Source organism: Methanosarcina subterranea, from assembly GCF_055385895.1.
Genome location: NZ_AP042426.1, coordinates 5,043,999 through 5,061,919, shown reverse-complemented (window position 1 = coordinate 5,061,919; position 17,921 = coordinate 5,043,999). Strand labels below are relative to the sequence as shown.

General features: G+C 44.3%; 13 protein-coding genes. 7 read left to right on the top strand and 6 right to left on the bottom strand.

What is annotated here, in order from left to right; genetic code table 11:
* Nucleotides 1–678: 678 nt before the first annotated feature.
* From ACZ5A8_RS21990 to ACZ5A8_RS21975, 4 genes are all read left to right on the top strand, one after another.
* A complete protein-coding gene (locus ACZ5A8_RS21990) occupies nt 679–2,187 on the top strand; it encodes a 2-isopropylmalate synthase (protein WP_464531542.1) in 1,509 nt (502 codons plus the stop codon).
* 186 nt (nt 2,188–2,373) lie between these two features.
* Nucleotides 2,374–3,156: a TatD family hydrolase gene (locus ACZ5A8_RS21985; RefSeq protein ID WP_464531541.1), complete on the top strand. Its 783-nt coding sequence runs from the start codon at nt 2,374–2,376 to the stop codon at nt 3,154–3,156.
* Between the two features lie 135 nt (nt 3,157–3,291).
* Nucleotides 3,292–3,933, top strand: coding sequence for an MBL fold metallo-hydrolase (locus ACZ5A8_RS21980; protein ID WP_464531540.1), 642 nt, complete (start codon nt 3,292–3,294; stop codon nt 3,931–3,933).
* Nucleotides 3,934–4,318: 385 nt separating this feature from the next.
* A complete protein-coding gene (locus ACZ5A8_RS21975) occupies nt 4,319–6,250 on the top strand; it encodes a YgiQ family radical SAM protein (RefSeq protein WP_464534262.1) in 1,932 nt (643 codons plus the stop codon).
* 66 nt (nt 6,251–6,316) lie between these two features.
* Here ACZ5A8_RS21975 and ACZ5A8_RS21970 read toward each other — a convergent pair whose 3' ends face one another.
* The 4 genes from ACZ5A8_RS21970 to ACZ5A8_RS21955 form a co-directional block, all read right to left on the bottom strand.
* A complete protein-coding gene (locus ACZ5A8_RS21970; RefSeq protein WP_464531538.1) occupies nt 6,317–6,598 on the bottom strand; it encodes a hypothetical protein in 282 nt (93 codons plus the stop codon).
* 3 nt (nt 6,599–6,601) lie between these two features.
* Nucleotides 6,602–6,874, bottom strand: a complete 273-nt coding sequence (locus ACZ5A8_RS21965) for a hypothetical protein (protein WP_464531537.1) — start codon at nt 6,872–6,874, stop codon at nt 6,602–6,604.
* 248 nt (nt 6,875–7,122) lie between these two features.
* A complete protein-coding gene (locus ACZ5A8_RS21960; RefSeq protein ID WP_464531536.1) occupies nt 7,123–8,274 on the bottom strand; it encodes a (Fe-S)-binding protein in 1,152 nt (383 codons plus the stop codon).
* A 5-nt stretch (nt 8,275–8,279) separates the two neighbouring features.
* Nucleotides 8,280–9,650: an FAD-binding oxidoreductase gene (locus ACZ5A8_RS21955; protein ID WP_464531534.1), complete on the bottom strand. Its 1,371-nt coding sequence runs from the start codon at nt 9,648–9,650 to the stop codon at nt 8,280–8,282.
* A 277-nt stretch (nt 9,651–9,927) separates the two neighbouring features.
* On the opposite strand from ACZ5A8_RS21955, the gene arcS reads away from it, so the two are divergent.
* Nucleotides 9,928–11,805, top strand: coding sequence for an archaeosine synthase subunit alpha (gene arcS, locus ACZ5A8_RS21950; RefSeq protein ID WP_464531533.1), 1,878 nt, complete (start codon nt 9,928–9,930; stop codon nt 11,803–11,805).
* Between the two features lie 2 nt (nt 11,806–11,807).
* Complete coding sequence (gene rimI, locus ACZ5A8_RS21945; RefSeq protein WP_464531532.1) at nt 11,808–12,494, top strand: ribosomal protein S18-alanine N-acetyltransferase; 687 nt, start codon at nt 11,808–11,810, stop codon at nt 12,492–12,494.
* Here the strand turns inward: rimI and ACZ5A8_RS21940 are convergent.
* Together ACZ5A8_RS21940 and dnaG are read right to left on the bottom strand one after the other, a co-directional pair.
* The gene (locus ACZ5A8_RS21940) at nt 12,478–12,756 is read right to left on the bottom strand and encodes a UPF0058 family protein (RefSeq protein ID WP_011024502.1); all 279 of its coding nucleotides are present in this window, start codon (nt 12,754–12,756) and stop codon (nt 12,478–12,480) included. The two genes, rimI and ACZ5A8_RS21940, sit on opposite strands and share 17 nt — an antisense overlap.
* Before the next feature lie 362 nt (nt 12,757–13,118).
* Nucleotides 13,119–14,663, bottom strand: coding sequence for a DNA primase DnaG (gene dnaG / locus ACZ5A8_RS21935; RefSeq protein ID WP_464531530.1), 1,545 nt, complete (start codon nt 14,661–14,663; stop codon nt 13,119–13,121).
* A 1,697-nt stretch (nt 14,664–16,360) separates the two neighbouring features.
* On the opposite strand from dnaG, the gene ACZ5A8_RS21930 reads away from it, so the two are divergent.
* Nucleotides 16,361–17,827, top strand: coding sequence for an NAD(P)/FAD-dependent oxidoreductase (locus tag ACZ5A8_RS21930; RefSeq protein WP_464531529.1), 1,467 nt, complete (start codon nt 16,361–16,363; stop codon nt 17,825–17,827).
* Nucleotides 17,828–17,921 lie beyond the last annotated feature (94 nt).

Below are 17,921 nucleotides of genomic sequence, written 5' to 3'. Positions count from 1 at the left end.
TCCATTAAAAGATGAAAGAGATTTTTGAAATTCAACCCACACAATTGTTCTGTGTGAGGGATACATACAAGGTATTTCTTGTATATAAGCTTTTTCCCACCCCGCAGTTTTTCAAAGCAGATCCGACGCAAAACGAATTTTGCTTGAACCTACAGAGATACTACAGCTCCAATCATTAAAGATCGGAAGCAGGTGAGTCTCGCACAATTGATGTGTGAGGGATACATACAAGACGTGTCTTGTATATAAGCTTTTTCCTTCAAAGAAGGTTGAACAAATTGAAAGATGGAAAGTGAATGGTTAAAAGATTTCAAGGGAGTTATCCGTTTGAATCCTTATCTTCGTCCGTTTTTATTAGCGATCGTTTGTAAAAACAAACCGCTCAGGCACTTTTTATTCCGTTTTTCAGGTTTCGTTTTTAAGTACCTGTTCCGTTTTTCGAACTCTGTTTTTCAAATTCCGTTTTTCACCTTCGGGATGTCTTGTGACACCCTTAGAAGCAACCCTAGAATGGGACATCTACTATAAATACTTTTTTATCAAAAGCTCAAGAATGTAAAATTCTAATAAAACATTTAAAAATAAACATGGTGTTTATATACCAGAAGTGTACATTCAAGTTGATGATTACTATGGACGTACACACTGAAAGAAGGGATCGATTTTTACATCGAACCCATGCAGAATAAAAAAGTAACTATTTTTGACACAACACTGCGTGACGGAGAACAAACCCCGGGCGTATCCCTGACTTCTTCCCAGAAGCTGGAAATTGCTCGTCAACTTGACAAACTCGGGGTAGACATAATAGAAGCCGGATTTCCCATATCTTCAGAAGGAGATAAAGAATCCGTAAAATCGATTTCTAATGCTGGGCTTGATACCACAGTCTGTGGGCTAGCTCGTGTGCTGAAAAAAGATATCGATGCCTGTTTTGAAAGTGATGTTGGCCTTGTGCATACTTTCGTTCCGACCTCGGATGTACAGCGGATCTATACAATTAAGAAGAGCCAGGAAGAAGTCATTCAACTGGCTATAGAAGCTGTCCAGTACATCAAAGACCACGGAATGAAGTGCATGTTTTCCGCGATGGATGCCACAAGAACCGACCCTGCATACCTCATAGAGGTTTTCAAGGCGGTCCAGGAGGCAGGATGCGATATCATTAATGTGCCGGACACTGTCGGAATTATGGTTCCATCTGCAATGTACAGACAGATAAGAGACATTGCAGCCGAAATAACGATTCCGATAGATGTACACTGCCACAATGATTTCGGGCTTGCAGTAGCAAACAGCCTTATGGCTGTTGAAGCCGGGGCATCTCAGGTACAGGTCACTATAAACGGTATTGGTGAGAGGGCAGGAAATGCTGACCTTTCCCAGACAGTGATGAGCCTCAGGTCAATCTATGGTGCAAAAACCAATATCCGGACAGAATATCTTGTAGAAACCTCGAAGATGGTTGAAAACTATACAGGAATCAGGCTCCCACCAAACACGCCTGTGGTAGGGCAAAATGCCTTTTCCCATGAATCGGGAATCCACAGTCAGGGAGTACTTGAAAAATCCGACACCTTCGAACCAGGTATTATGACCCCGGAAATGGTTGGGCACAGGCGGCGCATTGTCCTTGGAAAGCACACAGGCAAACATGCAGTCAAACAGTCCCTGGAGTCTGCTGGCATAAAAACCAATGAAAAGCAGCTCGATGAGATTGTGCTCAGGATCAAAGAAATCGCAAACAAAGGTAAACAGATAACAGATGCCGATCTCTATGCAGTCGCCTCTGCAGTGCTCGGAAAAGCAAGTTCTGATGAAGAGCTGATAAAGCTCAAAGAAGTATCCGTCATGACAGGAAACATCCTAACACCTACGGCTGTAGTCAAGGCAGATATCGAAGGAAAAGAAATTATTGCAGCAAGAACCGGAGTCGGACCAGTGGATGCAGCTCTCAAAGCTGTAAGAGATATCCTCGGCGAGAGCAACCACTTCAAACTCCAGGATTTCAGGATCGATGCCATCACCGGCGGGGCAGATGCTCTTGCCGATGTATACATAGGTCTCGAAAACGAAAAAGGCAGGATTGTAACAGCAAGGTCCGCAAACCCGGACATTGTTATGGCTTCCGTGGAAGCCCTTGTAAATGCTATGAACCTGCTGTATAAAAAAGAAGAAAAAAGCTGAAAGGCGAAAAGAAAAAACTAAAAAGAAAAAAGAAAAGAGCTGAAAACCGGAAAACAACATATGGAAAACCGGAAAAATAATATCGAAACTAACAGCTCTAAACCTTAAACCGGATAAGGCCTGTAATATCCCGTTCGTTTTTCGGGTTTGTATTCCTCAAGCATGTATAAAGTAAAATAAAATGAAATGGAATACAAACCCATGCCTTATCCAATTCATCCAATTATTGATTCTCACTGTCACCTTGATTTTCCTAAGTTCAACCCCGATCGGGAAGAGACTATCCTCCGCGCTCGGAAGGCAGGAGTTATCGGAATGGTCAACTCCGGAATTTCCCTTAAAGGCAACCGCATAAGTCTTGAGCTTGCGGAAAAGAATGAAGATATTCATGCCGTACTGGGACTGAGCCCTGACATTGGCAGGGAAGGCAGTGATAAAGATATAGATGCTATCATTGCCCAGATAGAAGCCAATGCAGGAAATGCAGTCGGGATAGGAGAAGCAGGTCTCGACTTTCAGGACTGCAAAACAAATGAAGAACGTGCCAGGCAAACAGCTTCGTTTAAAAAAGTAGTCGAGCTTGCAAAGGATATAGAAAAACCTCTTGTGGTGCATGCCCGACTGGCTGAAGCAGAAGTTTTGAAGCTTGTAAGAGGCGTGGACACTGTAATTTACCATTGCTATAGTGGCCCTGTTGAGACCATGAGGGAAATCATGGACGCGGGTTACTATATTTCCCTGGCTACCCTTGTCTGTTTTTCCAAACATCACCAGACCCTTGCAGCAGAAGTACCCCTTGAAAACCTGCTCCTGGAAACTGACAGCCCTTTTCTCTCCCCGCGCAAGGGTAGAAATGAGCCTGCTTTTATTGTAGATTCGATTCCCGTGATAGCGCAACTTAAGGAAATGGAACCTGCAGAAATTTCTAAATTTGCAACCGAAAATGCACGCAGAGCCTTCAAGATATAATGTTTTAAAATAGTTTCAAGGAAAAAGAGGGAAAAAAGAAAAAAGAAGCGGAAAAAGAAAGGAAATAAAAAGTGAAAAAAACAAGGGAAGAATAAGGAAAATGAAAAAACAGAAAGAGGAACAAGGAGGAAAAATATGGAAGTCCGATACATTTGCCCCACAGCTTACGATTCCAGTGTCTATCTAGTAAACGGGAAAGTCCTTATTGATGCGGGAATGAGCAGTGATCTGATCATTAAACAACTTGAAAAGTACATCAAACTTACAGATCTGAAACTCATCATCCTGACTCACTGCCATTATGACCATACAGCAGCAGCAGCAGCAATTGCAGAAAAGAGCGGGGCGGAAGTTGGGATACATAAAGCCGACCTTGAGAGCGTAAACGATGAATATATGAGCGTCTCCGTGCTCTTTGGAGACCGCGCACCTGCAGTCAAACCCACGATTACATATGAAGAGGGAGATAAAATCGACATAGGAGAGGGGGAATACCTCGAAGTTATTCACACTCCGGGACACTCAAAAGGGAGCATCTGCCTCTATGAACCGGTCTCGAAGAGTCTTTTTTCCGGAGATACTATATTTCCGGGAGGAGGGTTCGGAAGAATGGACTTTGAAGGCTCAGAACCTGACATGATGCTCGGCTCCATAGAAAAACTTACAAAACTCGATGTAAAAATCCTGTATTCCGGACACGGAGCCCCGAATGACCGGGACGGAAACAAACAGATTATAGCATCATATACAATGCTAAAGATGATGATGGGAGCATGAGGGCAGTGAATAAGAAACAGGGATTAAAAGATTAGAAGTCCGGAAGTAGATTATGGTAAAAGATACAGCAGTCCCAACAGAAAATAAAAAATTCAACCGGAAAAAAACAGATAAAGAAAGGGATGAAAAGCCGGATAGGGAAGAATCTAGCAGGAAAACCAGCTCCTTCGTTCCAAAAAAAATAGAAACCGGAAAAGAAGTAAAATCCTGGACCAGGGCTTCAATAAAACCCGAAAAGACAGAGCCAGTAGCCTCAGCAGGAAAAGGAAAAAAATCCGAACCGGAAAAAAAACCTGAATCCAGGCCTGAGACTAAAGCCGGGAAGAAAGAAAAAAAGCAGAAAAAAAGCTTTTCTCCATCTCTCCCTGTATCAAAGTTTCTCCCGATGAGCCCTGAAGAAGTAAAAGCCCGCGGCTGGAAAGAACTTGACATTATTCTGGTTACCGGAGACGCTTATGTGGACCACTCCAGTTTCGGGACTGCGATTATTGGCAGGGTCCTTGAAGATGCCGGCTTCAGGGTAGGAATAATTGCCCAGCCTCGCTGGGACAGTCCTGAAGATTTCAAAAAATTTGGAAAGCCCAGGCTCTTTTTTTCCGTAAGCGCCGGAAACACCGACTCGATGGTCAGCAACCTGACCCCGGGCCTTAAGCCTCGAGATAAGGACGCATACTCCCCGGGAGGCAAAACAGGTCTTCGTCCGAATCGTGCCATAATAATCTATTCAAACAGGATAAAAGAAGTCTTCCCTGATGTGCCGATAATACTTGGAGGAATTGAAGCTTCCTTACGGCGCTTTGCCCATTATGATTATCTTTCGGATAAGGTAAGGCAGTCAATTATGGCTGACGCCCCTGCGGACCTTGTTGTCTACGGCATGGGAGAACTTCAGATTGTAGAAATTGCAAAGCGCCTTCAAGCTGGAGAGGGCATCAGGAAGATCAGAGATATCCCGGGCACGGTCTGGAAGATGGAAGTCAAAGCCTGGAAAGAGCTCAAGAAAAAAAGAAGAGGGACTGCTGAGGAACAGGATAGGCAGGAACAGGGCAAACAGGAACAAAAGGGGGAGAAAGAATCAGAAGAGAGTGAATCCGAGAATACGGCCGAGGATATAGCTCGAGACGTAGCCATGGACGCAGCCGAATTTTTCAAGGAATACATTGAAATCCCTTCATTTTTCGAAGTTTCTCAGGATAAAACGGCCTTTGCAAAAGCTTTCCGCATGTACTTCCTGGAACAGAATCCGATTACCGGAAAAGACGTTGTCCAGCCTCACCCAAAAACCGTTATTGTACAGAACAAGCCAATGCGCCTCCTGACAGAGGAGGAACTTGACCACGTCTACGAGTTACCTTTTACTGGCGAAGCCCACCCTTCCTATACTGAACCCGTACCTGCTCTTGAGATGGTTAAGTTCTCCCTGACAACGCACAGGGGCTGCTTCGGAGGCTGTTCTTTTTGCGCTATCACCCAGCACCAGGGACGCATGATTTCAAGCCGAAGCATCGAGTCCGTCCTGCGTGAGGCAAAAAAGCTTACTGAAAAGCCGGACTTCAAAGGCATAATCAACGGAGTCGGAGGCCCTACTGCCAATATGTATGGCATGGAGTGCAGGTCCTGGGAAAAGAAAGGGGCCTGCCTGGATAAAGCCTGTCTTTACCCGCGTACCTGCCCTTCTCTTGATACAAGCCATAAAAAACTGCTCGAATTAATGCAGCGCCTGCGCGAACTTCCCCGGGTCAAGCATGTCTTTACAGGTTATGGTGTGCGCTATGACCTTGCCCTTGAGGATGAGGAATATTTAGAGGAACTCTGCTCCCACCATATCAGCGGACAGCTGCGGGTTGCGCCTGAACACTTCTCAAAACGGGTAACTGATGCAATGTCCAAGCCCGGAAAGGAAGTCTATGAAAGATTCGCCGAAAAGTTTACTGCCCTTAACAAAAAATACGGCAAGGAACAGTACATTGTAAACTACCTGATGTCAGGACACCCTGGCTGCACTCTTGAAGATATGATCGAAATGGCAGAGTATGTGCGGGACCATGGGGGGTATACCGAACAGGTGCAGGACTTCACCCCAACTCCTATGACCGTCTCTACCTGTATGTATTACACAGGGCTTGACCCGTTCACAGGCAAAAAAGTGTACGTTGCAAAGGGTAAAAAAGAAAAAACTATGCAGAGAGCCCTTATGCATTACAGGAACCCTGCAAATTACGAGCTTGTATATGAGGCCCTGGAAAAAGCAGGACGGCTCGATCTTGTGGGAAATGCCCATAAGTGCTTAATAAGAAGAAAGAACAAATTTTATTGAAACAGCTTAATAGACTTTTTTGTCCTGAGTTTGGGATGCAGGAATGAGCAGATTTTGCTGATTTCCTCAGTCTCCATGACACTCGCGCAGAAAAGCCCTCAATTTTCCGCTTACCTGTCCGCAGTAAGTAGTTAAGGGCCTTTCCTGGACCTCAATTACCAGGTTTGCTTCCCCATCCCAGCTAAAATGGGCAACTATGCCATTTCCTTCAAGTATTCCGGAATTTCCAGGTGAAGTTTCTATCCCATAATCCTGGAGTTTTTTCTTCATGCAGGAAAAAACATCAGGAGTCACGTTTTTAAACTTAATTCCCTGGCAACCTTCACTATCCAGTTTCCTTCCGCCCATATTTCATCCCGGGCCTTTTCCAAGCGAACCGTGACACTCTTTGACAAAATCCTTTATCTTGAAGGCTACGGTCTCGTAACTGACAATAAATGGCTTTTTCGTGATTGTGATGGTAAGTTCGGACCCTCCATCCCATTTGAAATCCGCAGCAACTCCCTGGCCTGAAAGTTCCCCTTTGTTGCCTGGAGGGACATGGATAGACATATCCTGAAGCTTCTTTTTCATGCATCTAAACGCAGCAGGTGAAATGTTATGAAAAGTTATTTTTTTGCTCACAATCCTCCTCCTAACCTACCTCTAAAGCTCATTATCAGAAAATCCTATAAACAAAAGTCATTTTCAAGAAATAAAAATATCGTTTAGATAGAAGATGGATTACTTACCGTTCTTACCATTATATTTCAAAAACGTAAAAGCTATTCTCATGAGAAAAAATTAACTGACCAAATAAAAACGGTCAGTAGTGAAAATTAACTGAGAAACAGGTAGCTGACTATTGTGGCTAAACTTAGAGGAAGCTAAACTCACTTCATTGCCATTGCCACGAGTTCTACAATATCTATAATCTCGATATCTCTGCCTGCATCTCTGAGGTTCCTCACGCAGAGAGGGCAGGAGGTAACAATGTAGTCCACGTCTTCGGGCACGTCTTCAAGCCTTTTTCTGGCAAGCTCAAGGGAGATGTCGGGATATCCTATCCTGACTCCGCCCCCACCGCCGCAGCAGCGGGAGTTTTCTTTTATATTTTTCATTTCTTTGAGGGTACAGATAGCCTGAATAACCTTCCTGGGAGCGTCATAGACCTTGTTGTGCCTTCCCAGGTGGCAGGGGTCATGGTAAGTAACTGTGAGGTCAAGGCGCTTCAGGTTTAGCTCTGCAAGATGCTCGGCAAGGAACTCGGGGAGACTGATGACTCTTAGCTCTTCGGGGTAGTTGTTCTTGAGAGTGGTGTAGCAACCTGCGCAACCCGTAATGACGGTGTGGGCTCCCACTTTCCGAATCTGTTCAAGGTTGTGCTCCATAACCTTTCCCGCATCTTCTCTAAAACCCGTACGGAGGAGGGGAGAAGCACAGCACTGCTCATCCGGCAGGAGGGTAACTCCAAAACGCTGCAAAACCTCAAAAGTCTTTTTTGCAAATTCGGGATAGCGGTAAGAGTCGAAACAGCCTACAAAGTATACATAGTCGGACTTCTGCGGGAGTTTTGAACGTTCGGTATCGGAAAGCCAGTGAAGACGATTTCTTGTTTCTCCAAAGGAATTGCCGCTGGTCATAACTGCAGTTTTCAATTTTTCCTGGGCTTCAGTTGTCACACCGCATTTTACCAGCTGGGCGCGGGCAGCTTCCACTACTTCAGGAGGATTTGCTCCGGCAGGGCATTTGGCAGCACAGATCCCACAGGTTGTGCAGGAAGCCAGGCTTGAGAGAACATCTTCGGATGGCGGCCTTCCTTCTAGCAGGCTTTTAATGATAAGCATCCTTCCGCGTGTATTGGCAGATTCCCAGCCGACTACATCAAAGACAGGGCAGACTGAGCGGCAGGTTCCGCACTGCACGCATTTATAAACCGAACGGCGGTCAATTTCAAAGGGAAGCTTTTTGCTGCTTTTCTCGCTTATTTCATTTTCATTCAATTCTTCTGCCCTTCCGGTTTCCTTTTTTCCTTCGTTTTTCATATATCTCACAGCCCCAGCTTGCCCGGGTTCAGGATGCCTTTCGGGTCAAGGGCTTTTTTGATTGCACGCATTACTTCAAGAGCAGAACCCCACTGAGCTTCCATGTATTCAGCCCTGGCTGCACCCACGCCGTGTTCGGAACTGACAGTGCCCCCAAGCTCGATTGCAGTCCTGTGGATAAGGTCTGCAGCCCTGTTAAGGCGGTCCCACTCGTCCTTATCCAGGACATCAATGAAAAGGGCAAGGTGCAGGTTTCCGTCTCCAATATGCCCATATTTCATGGCAGGCAGGTTGAATTTCTCAGAAATCTCCTGTGCTTTCCTGAGCAGTTCCGGAACCTTCTTTATAGGGACTCCTACATCTTCTCCCACGTAAATTCTGGTTTTCGTGGGATCTAGGCGGGAAACTGCAGCTCCTACAAGTTTTCTGGCTGCCCAGATATCTGCCATTTCCTTCTCACTTTCTGCAAGCTTTATAGAAATGGCAAGGGGGGAACAGACCTCTATTATCTGCTCTGCAGCTTCATGCGCCGAATTTTCAGTGCCATCTACCTCAAAAAGGATTACATCACCCTCTGAAGGGAGCGCAAGTTTCGGGTCGCAGCGTTTAAGCACCTGCAGGGAAACCCTGTCAAGGATCTCGCAGGCAGAGGGGATGACCCCGTTTGAGAAGGTTTTTACAACCGCCTGCCCCGCAATTTCCGCACTTTTAAAGGAAGCAATTACAAGTTTCCGGGTCTTCGGGAGAGGAGCGATCTTCAGGCTGGCTTTGGTAACAATCCCTAGCGTGCCTTCAGAGCCTATAATGAGCTGGGTAAGGTCATAGCCTGCAGCGGATTTCAGCATCTTTGAACCTGTGTGAACGACAGTCCCGTCCGCAAGCACCACTTCCAGGTCGCGCACATAATTCCTGGTGGTGCCGTACTTGACACAACGCATCCCGCTTGCATTATAAGCTATCATTCCCCCGATAGTACACATTGCAGAACTGCCAGGGTTGGGGGGAAAGAAAAAGCCGTATGGCTTTAAGACGTCATTAAGGGCGTCCTGGATTATTCCAGGTTCAACGACTACCTGGATATTGTCAATATCGATTTCAAGAATGCTGTTCATCCCTGACATATCCAGCACAATACCCCCTTCAACAGGGACAGCGCCCCCGGCAAGTCCGGTGCCTGCTCCCCTTGCAGTCACAGGAATTTCATTTTCATAAGCAAGCCTGACAATCCGGCTGACTTCCTCCGTGCTTTTCGGGCGTACCACGTAATCAGGCATCCCTTTGACCTGGGATGCATCAGAAGAATAACAATAAAGTTCAGAAGGCGAGACCGAGAGCCGCTCGCCAACGATTTTTCGAAGCTCTGCAGTTATATCCATTATAGACCTCAAATATGGGATTCGGATGTGAAAAATAGAAAGTTCTGCCATGGTTGGGACAGAAATGAAAGATAAGTTGCAGCAGATAATCAATATTAATAATATATAAGAATATACCATCCTCCTTCCTCCTGAGACCCATTTAAAATCTGGAAAGAATTTACAGGCTTTCAAAAAAGTGAAGATAAATTAAAGGAAAAAGAAAGATAAATAAGAACTTTTTCAGAAAAAAATGCAGGGCAAACCTTTACATCCTGATAGACATAAGAGGACAAACATGACACAATACTTTGAAATAGAAAATAGAGACGGAGCAGCCCGTATAGGAAAACTCCTGCTCGCTCCCGAACTCCGCACTCCTTGTGCCCTGCATACGGCAGCACTCGGAGACCTTGAGAACCCCGGACCTATTGTTGATGCAGGCAGCCTCTGGACTTTTGGCCGGGAAGAGCTTGAAGCACGCATAAAGGAAATCCGCGAAAAGACAGGTAAAGGAACTCTCATAATTCTTCCCCATCAGGTTTATTCGCCTGCCATTCCAGCCGAATCTATCGGAAAAGTAGAAACATTTACTGTCACAACTGATGGAAATCCTGAAAATGAAGGTCCTACAGGTTCGCTTCTAAGAGCAGGAGGAAAGATTCAGAAGAGCGACCTTTATATAATTGAAGGGGCAGGGACTCTGGAAAATAACGCTCGAAAGTTTCTGGAAGCCTTAATAGGCCTGAAAAACCAAATTCCTCCGGACACTGCTCTCTATGCTCCCAACCTGGCACGTCCTGAAAATGCAGCAATGCTTGCCTACATCGGGATCGATGTTATGGACGATACAAAGGCAGAGATTGCAGCTTATTCTGATGTTTACCTTACAGCTGCAGGCAGTTTTTATCTTGACTCCCTTGTAGAGTTTCCCTGCAGGTGCAGGGTATGTACCTCCACCACGCCTGCAGAGCTTCTAACTCTTCCGAGAGCCGACAGGGCAAAGCTTCTTTCAGCTCATAACAGGGACGCCCTTGACGCCGAACTTGCTCTTGTCCGCGAAAAGATTCGGGCAGGAACGCTGCGCGAGTATGTGGAAGGGCAGTGCAGAGTCAGGCCATGGCTTACAGCCCTGCTCCGTCTTGGGGACTTCGAATACTCCTACCTTGAAGAAAGGGTTCCTGCTTTCCGGCAAAACCAGCTCCTTGCAGATACTTCCGAAGCCCTTTCAAGGATCGAAGTAGTCAGGTTTGCGCAGCGAGTGCAGGAAAGGTATGCACCTCCAGATCTTGATATCCTCCTGCTCCTCCCGTGTGCAGCTAAAAAACCCTATTCAATTTCCCAGTCCCACCAGAAGTTTATCCTTACTCTTGGCAAATACCGGAAGTTTGTCCATGAAGTGGTCATAACCTCACCCCTGGGAATCGTGCCCAGAGAACTCGAACTTACCTACCCGGCAGCCCATTACGATACTGCAGTTACCGGGCACTGGGACGAAGAAGAAAAAGCCTGGGTTTCCGGCTGCCTTGAAGCCTATCTCTCAAAACACAGGTATAAGGCAGTAGTTGCCCATGTGGAAGGGGCATACAGGGAGATCTGTGAAAGGGTAGCTGAAAAGCTGGGGATTGACATAGTCTATACTGCAGGGGAAAGTCTCACATCCTACGAGTCTCTTTTGAACCTGAAAAATACCGTTGAATCTATCTGTACATCCGAGAATTTCAGCCAGAAAAAACAGAATGCTGAAGAAGAGAAGAAGAATTTCGTAAAGGCGGTTGCAGGCTATCAGTTTGGAGAGGGTGCAGAGCTTCTCTTTTCGGGAGAGGGCGGAAACCCTGTGGTTAAAGGCCGTTTCCCTAAGTACCAGCTCTTTACCGGGAAAAAACAGCTTGCAACTTTAATTCCGCAGTATGGGATGCTTGCCCTCTCTCCTGAAGGAGCGGAACTGGTGCTAAAAAGTGAGAAATATGTGGTAAAGATCGATGATTTTATCCCACGAGGCTCTATTCTTGCCCCCGGTGTGCTTGAGGCAGATCCCGAAATACGACCAAACGATGAGGTAATAGTTATCGGGAAAAAAGCCCTCTGTGTAGGAAGGGCTATGATGAGCGGGAGAGAAATGGAGAAATCAGGTAGGGGTGTCGCAGTAGACGTCCGTCACGTTAAAAAGCTTTAAACATGAAAGTCCGGAAAGACATTAAAGAAACGCGGAACAGGCACCAGAAAAAGGTGTTCCTGAATGGAAAAATATTTAAAAAAACCATACAGGCTTCCGCGATAGAGTTGTCCTTCCTTCGAAGAAGTAATAAAATGGCAGGAATATATAATGATATTATGATAAGACGTTTCACACCTGAGGACTTCGAGGAAATAGTTGAAATCGAAGAAGAGGCTTTTTCGGAGCACAATTCCCTGGTGTATATGAATTTTTACGAGATGGTTGGAGATGGCTTCCTTGTTGCGGAACAGGATGGAAGAGTCGTGGGGTATGTAGTAGGCTACCGTTCCGCGGAAAACGAAGGGCATATCTTTTCCGTTGGCGTAAAAAAAGAATATCGGGGAAGGGGAATAGGCACTGAACTTATTCATGCCATATGTGATATTTTTGTTGCAAACGGGCTTAAATACGCGAGACTGGAAGTAAGAAACAGTAATACTGGAGCACAAAAATTATACAGATCAATAGGATTCATACCCTGCTGGACTGAAAAAAAGTATTATTCAGATGGAGAAGACGGTATGGTTATGAAAATGCATCTGCATCCATACCGCCTCTTGATCTCAAAACAAAAATATCTCGAACCCGTATTTTCGGACAACGAATTCTTTACCACAATCAGGGGCCCTATCAGTTATTACCGATAAGCTTAATGACGGAATTCAGAGAATCTCTCATATGGGTAGACGCTTCTTCAAAGATGGGGTCATCCCGTGACATGAGAGTGGCAAGCTCGCCTCCTAAAATAAAAATTGCGCGCTTGTGATCCGCCTTACTCCTGTGGATGTGGACGGGGCTTATCGATAAAGCCTTGTAGTCGTCGAACTCGTGCGTTACACCGTGCCTCTCAAAGTATCTCTTCATTTGAGCCATATATGTGTGGAGTTGTATTAGTTCTTCCTTGTGCATAGCGAACAGACCTACAATTTTACAAGATCAATTAAATATTATCTTGAACCGAATAAAAGAATTACCTGAGGAAATTAGCTTCCTAGTTTTTGTTAATAAACTTTTTCATATAATGTATATGATAAATAATGAAGGATTATAGGGCAAAGTGTGAATTTTAGTGTTATAGTGTGAAATCATACCAAATCGTAGTGATTTCACCGAATACATACATAAATGGTACACATAAAATAATAACAATGAGATAATTAGTCCCTGAACAGGAGAATAATTTCTCTATGATGAAAATTCTGCAAATAACCGGTCTTTTCTAAACCAATCAAAAAAGAAATAAAAAAAAGAAGGGAAGGAAAAAGACCTTCTCAGAGCATGCTGGAGGTCAAAACTTCCATATCTGCAGGAACTTTAGCGAGGTTTCCGATCTTTACTCCTACAAGGTTCTTGATTGCGTTGCTCGAAGCAATATCAACAAGTCTTTGAGTAATTACACCATCGAAAACAACACTTTTCACGTTGTCTCTGTAGGTTTTTAACCGGCTTGCAAGGTCTCTGACTGCGATTTCTTCTATTACTCTGTCTTCAGAATCCAGAATTCTCGCTGTCAACGTTCCTTTAAGGGCATCTACATGCGGTCTGAACCTCACTGCCTCCGGAGAAATTGGAGCTGGAGGCTGTCTGGCAGGAGCAGGGGAAACCCTTACTGCCTCTCCACCAGGAACCTTTACAGCTGAAACCTTTTCAGCTGAGGGCTTTCCTCTGGGAACTCTGGCTGCTGGAACTGTCCTTGTCATAACTGCAGGCTTTGAAACAGCCTGTCTTGCCTCAACTTTTTCTGTCGTTGCGGGAGTTTTTTCAGTGGGTCTTTCGGGAGCTTTTTCTGTAACTTTTTCGGGGCCCGTCTCTTCTATTTCTTCAGGAAACTCCTCTTCATAAGTGTCAGTCTTTGGAGATACCCTGTGAACCTTCACACGTTTGTGCAGTTTCTTTTCAGCAGTCCTGGGAACAACTTCCGGTGCTCTCATCTTTCTTTTAGAAATACGTTCCAGCCTGCAGGCGCTGTCCTCGCTTTCTTTTTCCTGGATCCCGTATTTCTCAATAATTTGTTCCACCGGAACCTTACGACGGAGGGCTCTGATGATTTCCTTCTGGACAAGATCTTCCACACCCTTGCCATCCGGAGCACGGGCAACATAGTCTATGTCTGCCACCTGCAGGAGTTCACGTATAATGAGTTCTCCACCTCGATCTCCATCCGTAAAAGCAGTTACGGTCTTCTTTTTAGTAAGTTCAGCGACCTCAGGTGGAATATTAGTTCCGCCCACACATATGGTGTTTTTTATACCGTAGCGAAGCAGATTCAGTATGTCTGCCCTGCCTTCAACAATAATGATAGCATCCGAGTTAAGCACATTCGGTCCGCAGGGTATCCTTGACTTGCCATAATAAGTCAATTCGTCAACCCTTACTGATTGCCGGACTTCATCGGCAAGTTCCTGAGATTCTGGCACAGTCTCATCGAACATTTTCGTGAAGATGAGTTTTGCCCTTTCAATAATTTTTTTACGCTTTACAGCCCTTACATCTTCTACCTGGAAAACCTCAATCTTGGCACTGCAGGGACCTACCCTATCGATGGTTTCCAGAGACGCTGCAAGAATCGATGTCTCTACCTTATCGAGGCTCGAAGGGACAAAGATATTTCCTTTAGTCTTTCCCCCTTTGGCAGTAACCATTACCTCGATCCTTCCGATCCTTCCGGTCTTCTGCAGATCACGCAGATCAAGATCAGCTCCAAGCAGCCCCTCGGTCTGACCAAAAATTGCGCCTACAATATCAGGACGCTCAATTACCCCATCAGCATTGATTTTAGAGTGAATAATGTATTTTGTGGTATCAGTATTTTGCATGTGAATTCTCCCAGAACTAATATAATGATTTATTATGAACGATTTATTATGAATGGTTTATTTTGGATGATTTTTTCTTTAGATATTTTTTTAATTATTCGATAGGAATACTCTTTATACACTCGAACAAATTCGGAACACAATTCTTTTTCCGACTGCCGGCTCACAGTACCTTTCTGGTAGTCCAAATTATCCTTTATATCCTGGAAACGGCTGGAAACCATAAAGGCCAGAAAATGCAAAAATAGTAGTAAAAATCAGATTTAAAACCAGATCAGGGATAATACACCCTTGAAAAAGCAGATTTCGTAATTGAAGGTTACTATGAACCGGGAAGAAAACTTCCTAACCTGCTTGCAACTGCCTGTTATGCTTATGCCAGGATGATTAAACCGGCGGATACTTCCTGACTGTTGCTTGACGAAAGCTCTACCTGCAAGGCAAATGCCAGATCAGCACCAGCCTGGTTTTAAAGCTCTCACAGATAGAGCTATTCCTGACTTTCGGTCAAAGTGAACAGTATACCCCCCACAATATCGGAGGTTTTCTGTACCTGCCCGAAAATCTTCGCCCTAACATAAGCTTATTAATGGATCTGAAATAACTCTCAGAGCCGTAAGTCAAATAATGTGTTTACCATTCAATAGCCTGATCTGAAGATTTCCAGGGTATTCCCAGAGATGGGATAAACCTGAGGCGTAAGTGACTGAAGTATGCCAGACGCCTATTTAATCTTAAACAAGTATCCCTAAGTGATAAGTGGTAAGCAGTGAATGGAATGCATCAGGTTTATTGAAAGCACTTTTTGACTTTCGCTTCATGGGTGATATGTATAAGGTTTATTTTGGACTTAATGATATTAGCCCTGAATTGGTAATAAAGTATAGTCTGAAATTTCTATTAAATTTGCATACGTTTAATTACGCGAAATTCTTTACGAATCCAGTAGTGATGAATGGATGAAATTGTTAATTTATAATATGATCTGACAGAACAGCTCCCGCCCGCCTTAAAGCAATTTCGGCAAAACAGGAATCTTGTACGTCACATGTATTAAATTCATATGTTTAATGCCTGCAGGCTTTAAGAACTTTGTGGTTATTTAAAGGGTCCGTTAAACCTGAATTATTTTAATCCATTATCGATAAATCTAACGATAGTGACCTTCTGGGAAGCTCTTAAAATTCAAAAAGAATGACTAATTAGAAAAATTTAGAAAAGTATATATAAAACAAAAGACGTCTAAAAATTTGAACGAGCGAGACAAATACACTGTTTTATGTATTAACCCCCCCACTCCCAACTCGCTCGTTCAGACCCCCACTAAAACCGACATCAACCTCTTTTGAAAACCGTCATCACCCTTTTTAATTTTCTGGAAAACGCCTTCAAATGATATTTCAGGAAAGAGATCTTCAGGAAAAAGAACTTCTGGAAATAGGCATTCAGGAAAAAGGTTCAAAATAGAATTTATTTTCGAGAAAAACTAATTTTAGTTAAACAATTTTGAGAATAAAGGATTAACAGCTTGATTAAACCAGTTTGATTAAACTTAATGAACTGAAAGTTTTTCCATACCAACTGAAAGTCTTTTCATATCATCTGAAAATCTCTCCATATCGTCTGAAGTACCTCGTGTACTGGAATTCTTTTGTTTTTAAAAACCTATAATAGGCGCAAAACGCCATATAAAAAACATGGGAAGCGATTTCAGCATAAAAGGTGCCCCAGGTGAAAGTTCTCGAACAGCAGGTGAAATTCAGGAAGAGGTTTTTAGAAAAGTCCCGGCACAGGCTTGGACAGAGAAAAACCTTACGAGGGTGGTCATTATAGGAGGGGGAGCCTGTGGGATGGCAGCTGCTACTAAAATTCGAAGGCAGAGCGACTTTGATATAACCGTGCTTTCATGGGACTCCCACACTGCTTACAGCCACTGCGGAATTCCTTTTGTATTGGGCAGGGAAATTGAAAGTTTTGAAAAACTGATTGTAAAAACTCCTGGTTTTTTCAGGGAAAAAAACATAGATGTGAAACTGAACGAGAAAGTAATGTCAATAAACCTGACCGGGCAGGTTGTCCAGACAGGAGAAGGAGTCTATCCTTTTGACAAATTGGTGATTGCTACAGGGAGCCTGCCCTTCATATCCCGCGAAAGCCAGGCAAATATTCTACCTTACGGAATTTTTACTATGAGGAGCCTTGCTGATGGCATGCTCTTTGGAAAAGCACTGGAAACTGCCCAAACAGTATGCATCGTAGGTGGAGGTACGATAGGAATTGAATGTGCTTCAGAAATCACAAAGAGGGGAATTAAAACTATCCTTATAACCAGAAGCAAAGACCTTCTTTCCAGACAGTTTGATTTCGATATGTCTGCAATTGTGAGAGCACACCTTGAAACGCTTGGTGTGGAGGTTATCACCGGGGAACCTGTGATTTTGCCTGAAAATTTCTGGAAACAGAGAACTGTATTTATAAAGGACAGGTATTTTCCTGCAGACCTTGTGCTCCTGGCAACAGGTGTAATGCCTGAAACCTGCCTTGCCAGAGAAGCAGGATTAGATATTGGAAAGGCAGGAGGAATAGTCGTAAATGAAATGCTTCAGGTAAAGGCAGGAGGGGAGGTTCTCCTGCATATATACGCAGGCGGCGAATGTGCGGAAGTTACTGACCTCGTAACCGGGGAAATCAGGCTAAGTCAGCTGGGCACAACAGCGCGACGCATGGCAGATGTCATAGGAAATAATATTACAGGTAAATACTCCACTTTCGGACCTCTTGCTGACCCCTGGGTAGCTGTTGCTGGAGACCTGCAATTCGGAGGAGTAGGGCTCACATCCGGACAGGCGGAAAAACAGAGAATAAAAGTTGTAACAGGATTTTCCCATGGGCGCACAAGAGCTTCTTACTATCCAGGACGAAAAGATCTCTACATAAAACTTCTTTTTAAAGACAGCTGCCTTGCAGGAGCGCAACTCGCAGGAGGAGAAGGTATAAAGGAAAGAATTGATGCCCTCTCCCTTGCGATAAGAAAGAAAACGACAATTAGAGACTTTCTTAGCCTTGAAACCTGCTATGCTCCTCCGGTTTCCATGCTTGTTGACCCTCTTGTGCCGGCTGTAAAAGCCGCAGTCAGAAATATGCGGGAAACTAAAACAAATTGAAACTAAAACGAATTAAGAGGGTCCAGACGAGAGATCAGATGAAAGATACGATTAAAGATACGATTAAATCACAAAATGATAAAACTGGGTGAAA

Coding starts and splice junctions, on each gene's coding strand:
- ACZ5A8_RS21990 (WP_464531542.1), top strand. CDS start 679: ATGCAGAATAAAAAAGTAACTATTTTTGACACAACACTGCGTGACGGA.
- ACZ5A8_RS21985 (WP_464531541.1), top strand. CDS start 2,374: ATGGAATACAAACCCATGCCTTATCCAATTCATCCAATTATTGATTCT.
- ACZ5A8_RS21980 (WP_464531540.1), top strand. CDS start 3,292: ATGGAAGTCCGATACATTTGCCCCACAGCTTACGATTCCAGTGTCTAT.
- ACZ5A8_RS21975 (WP_464534262.1), top strand. CDS start 4,319: ATGAGCCCTGAAGAAGTAAAAGCCCGCGGCTGGAAAGAACTTGACATT.
- ACZ5A8_RS21970 (WP_464531538.1), bottom strand. CDS start 6,598: ATGGGCGGAAGGAAACTGGATAGTGAAGGTTGCCAGGGAATTAAGTTT.
- ACZ5A8_RS21960 (WP_464531536.1), bottom strand. CDS start 8,274: ATGAAAAACGAAGGAAAAAAGGAAACCGGAAGGGCAGAAGAATTGAAT.
- ACZ5A8_RS21955 (WP_464531534.1), bottom strand. CDS start 9,650: ATGGATATAACTGCAGAGCTTCGAAAAATCGTTGGCGAGCGGCTCTCG.
- arcS (WP_464531533.1), top strand. CDS start 9,928: ATGACACAATACTTTGAAATAGAAAATAGAGACGGAGCAGCCCGTATA.
- rimI (WP_464531532.1), top strand. CDS start 11,808: ATGAAAGTCCGGAAAGACATTAAAGAAACGCGGAACAGGCACCAGAAA.
- ACZ5A8_RS21940 (WP_011024502.1), bottom strand. CDS start 12,756: ATGCACAAGGAAGAACTAATACAACTCCACACATATATGGCTCAAATG.
- dnaG (WP_464531530.1), bottom strand. CDS start 14,663: ATGCAAAATACTGATACCACAAAATACATTATTCACTCTAAAATCAAT.
- ACZ5A8_RS21930 (WP_464531529.1), top strand. CDS start 16,361: ATGGGAAGCGATTTCAGCATAAAAGGTGCCCCAGGTGAAAGTTCTCGA.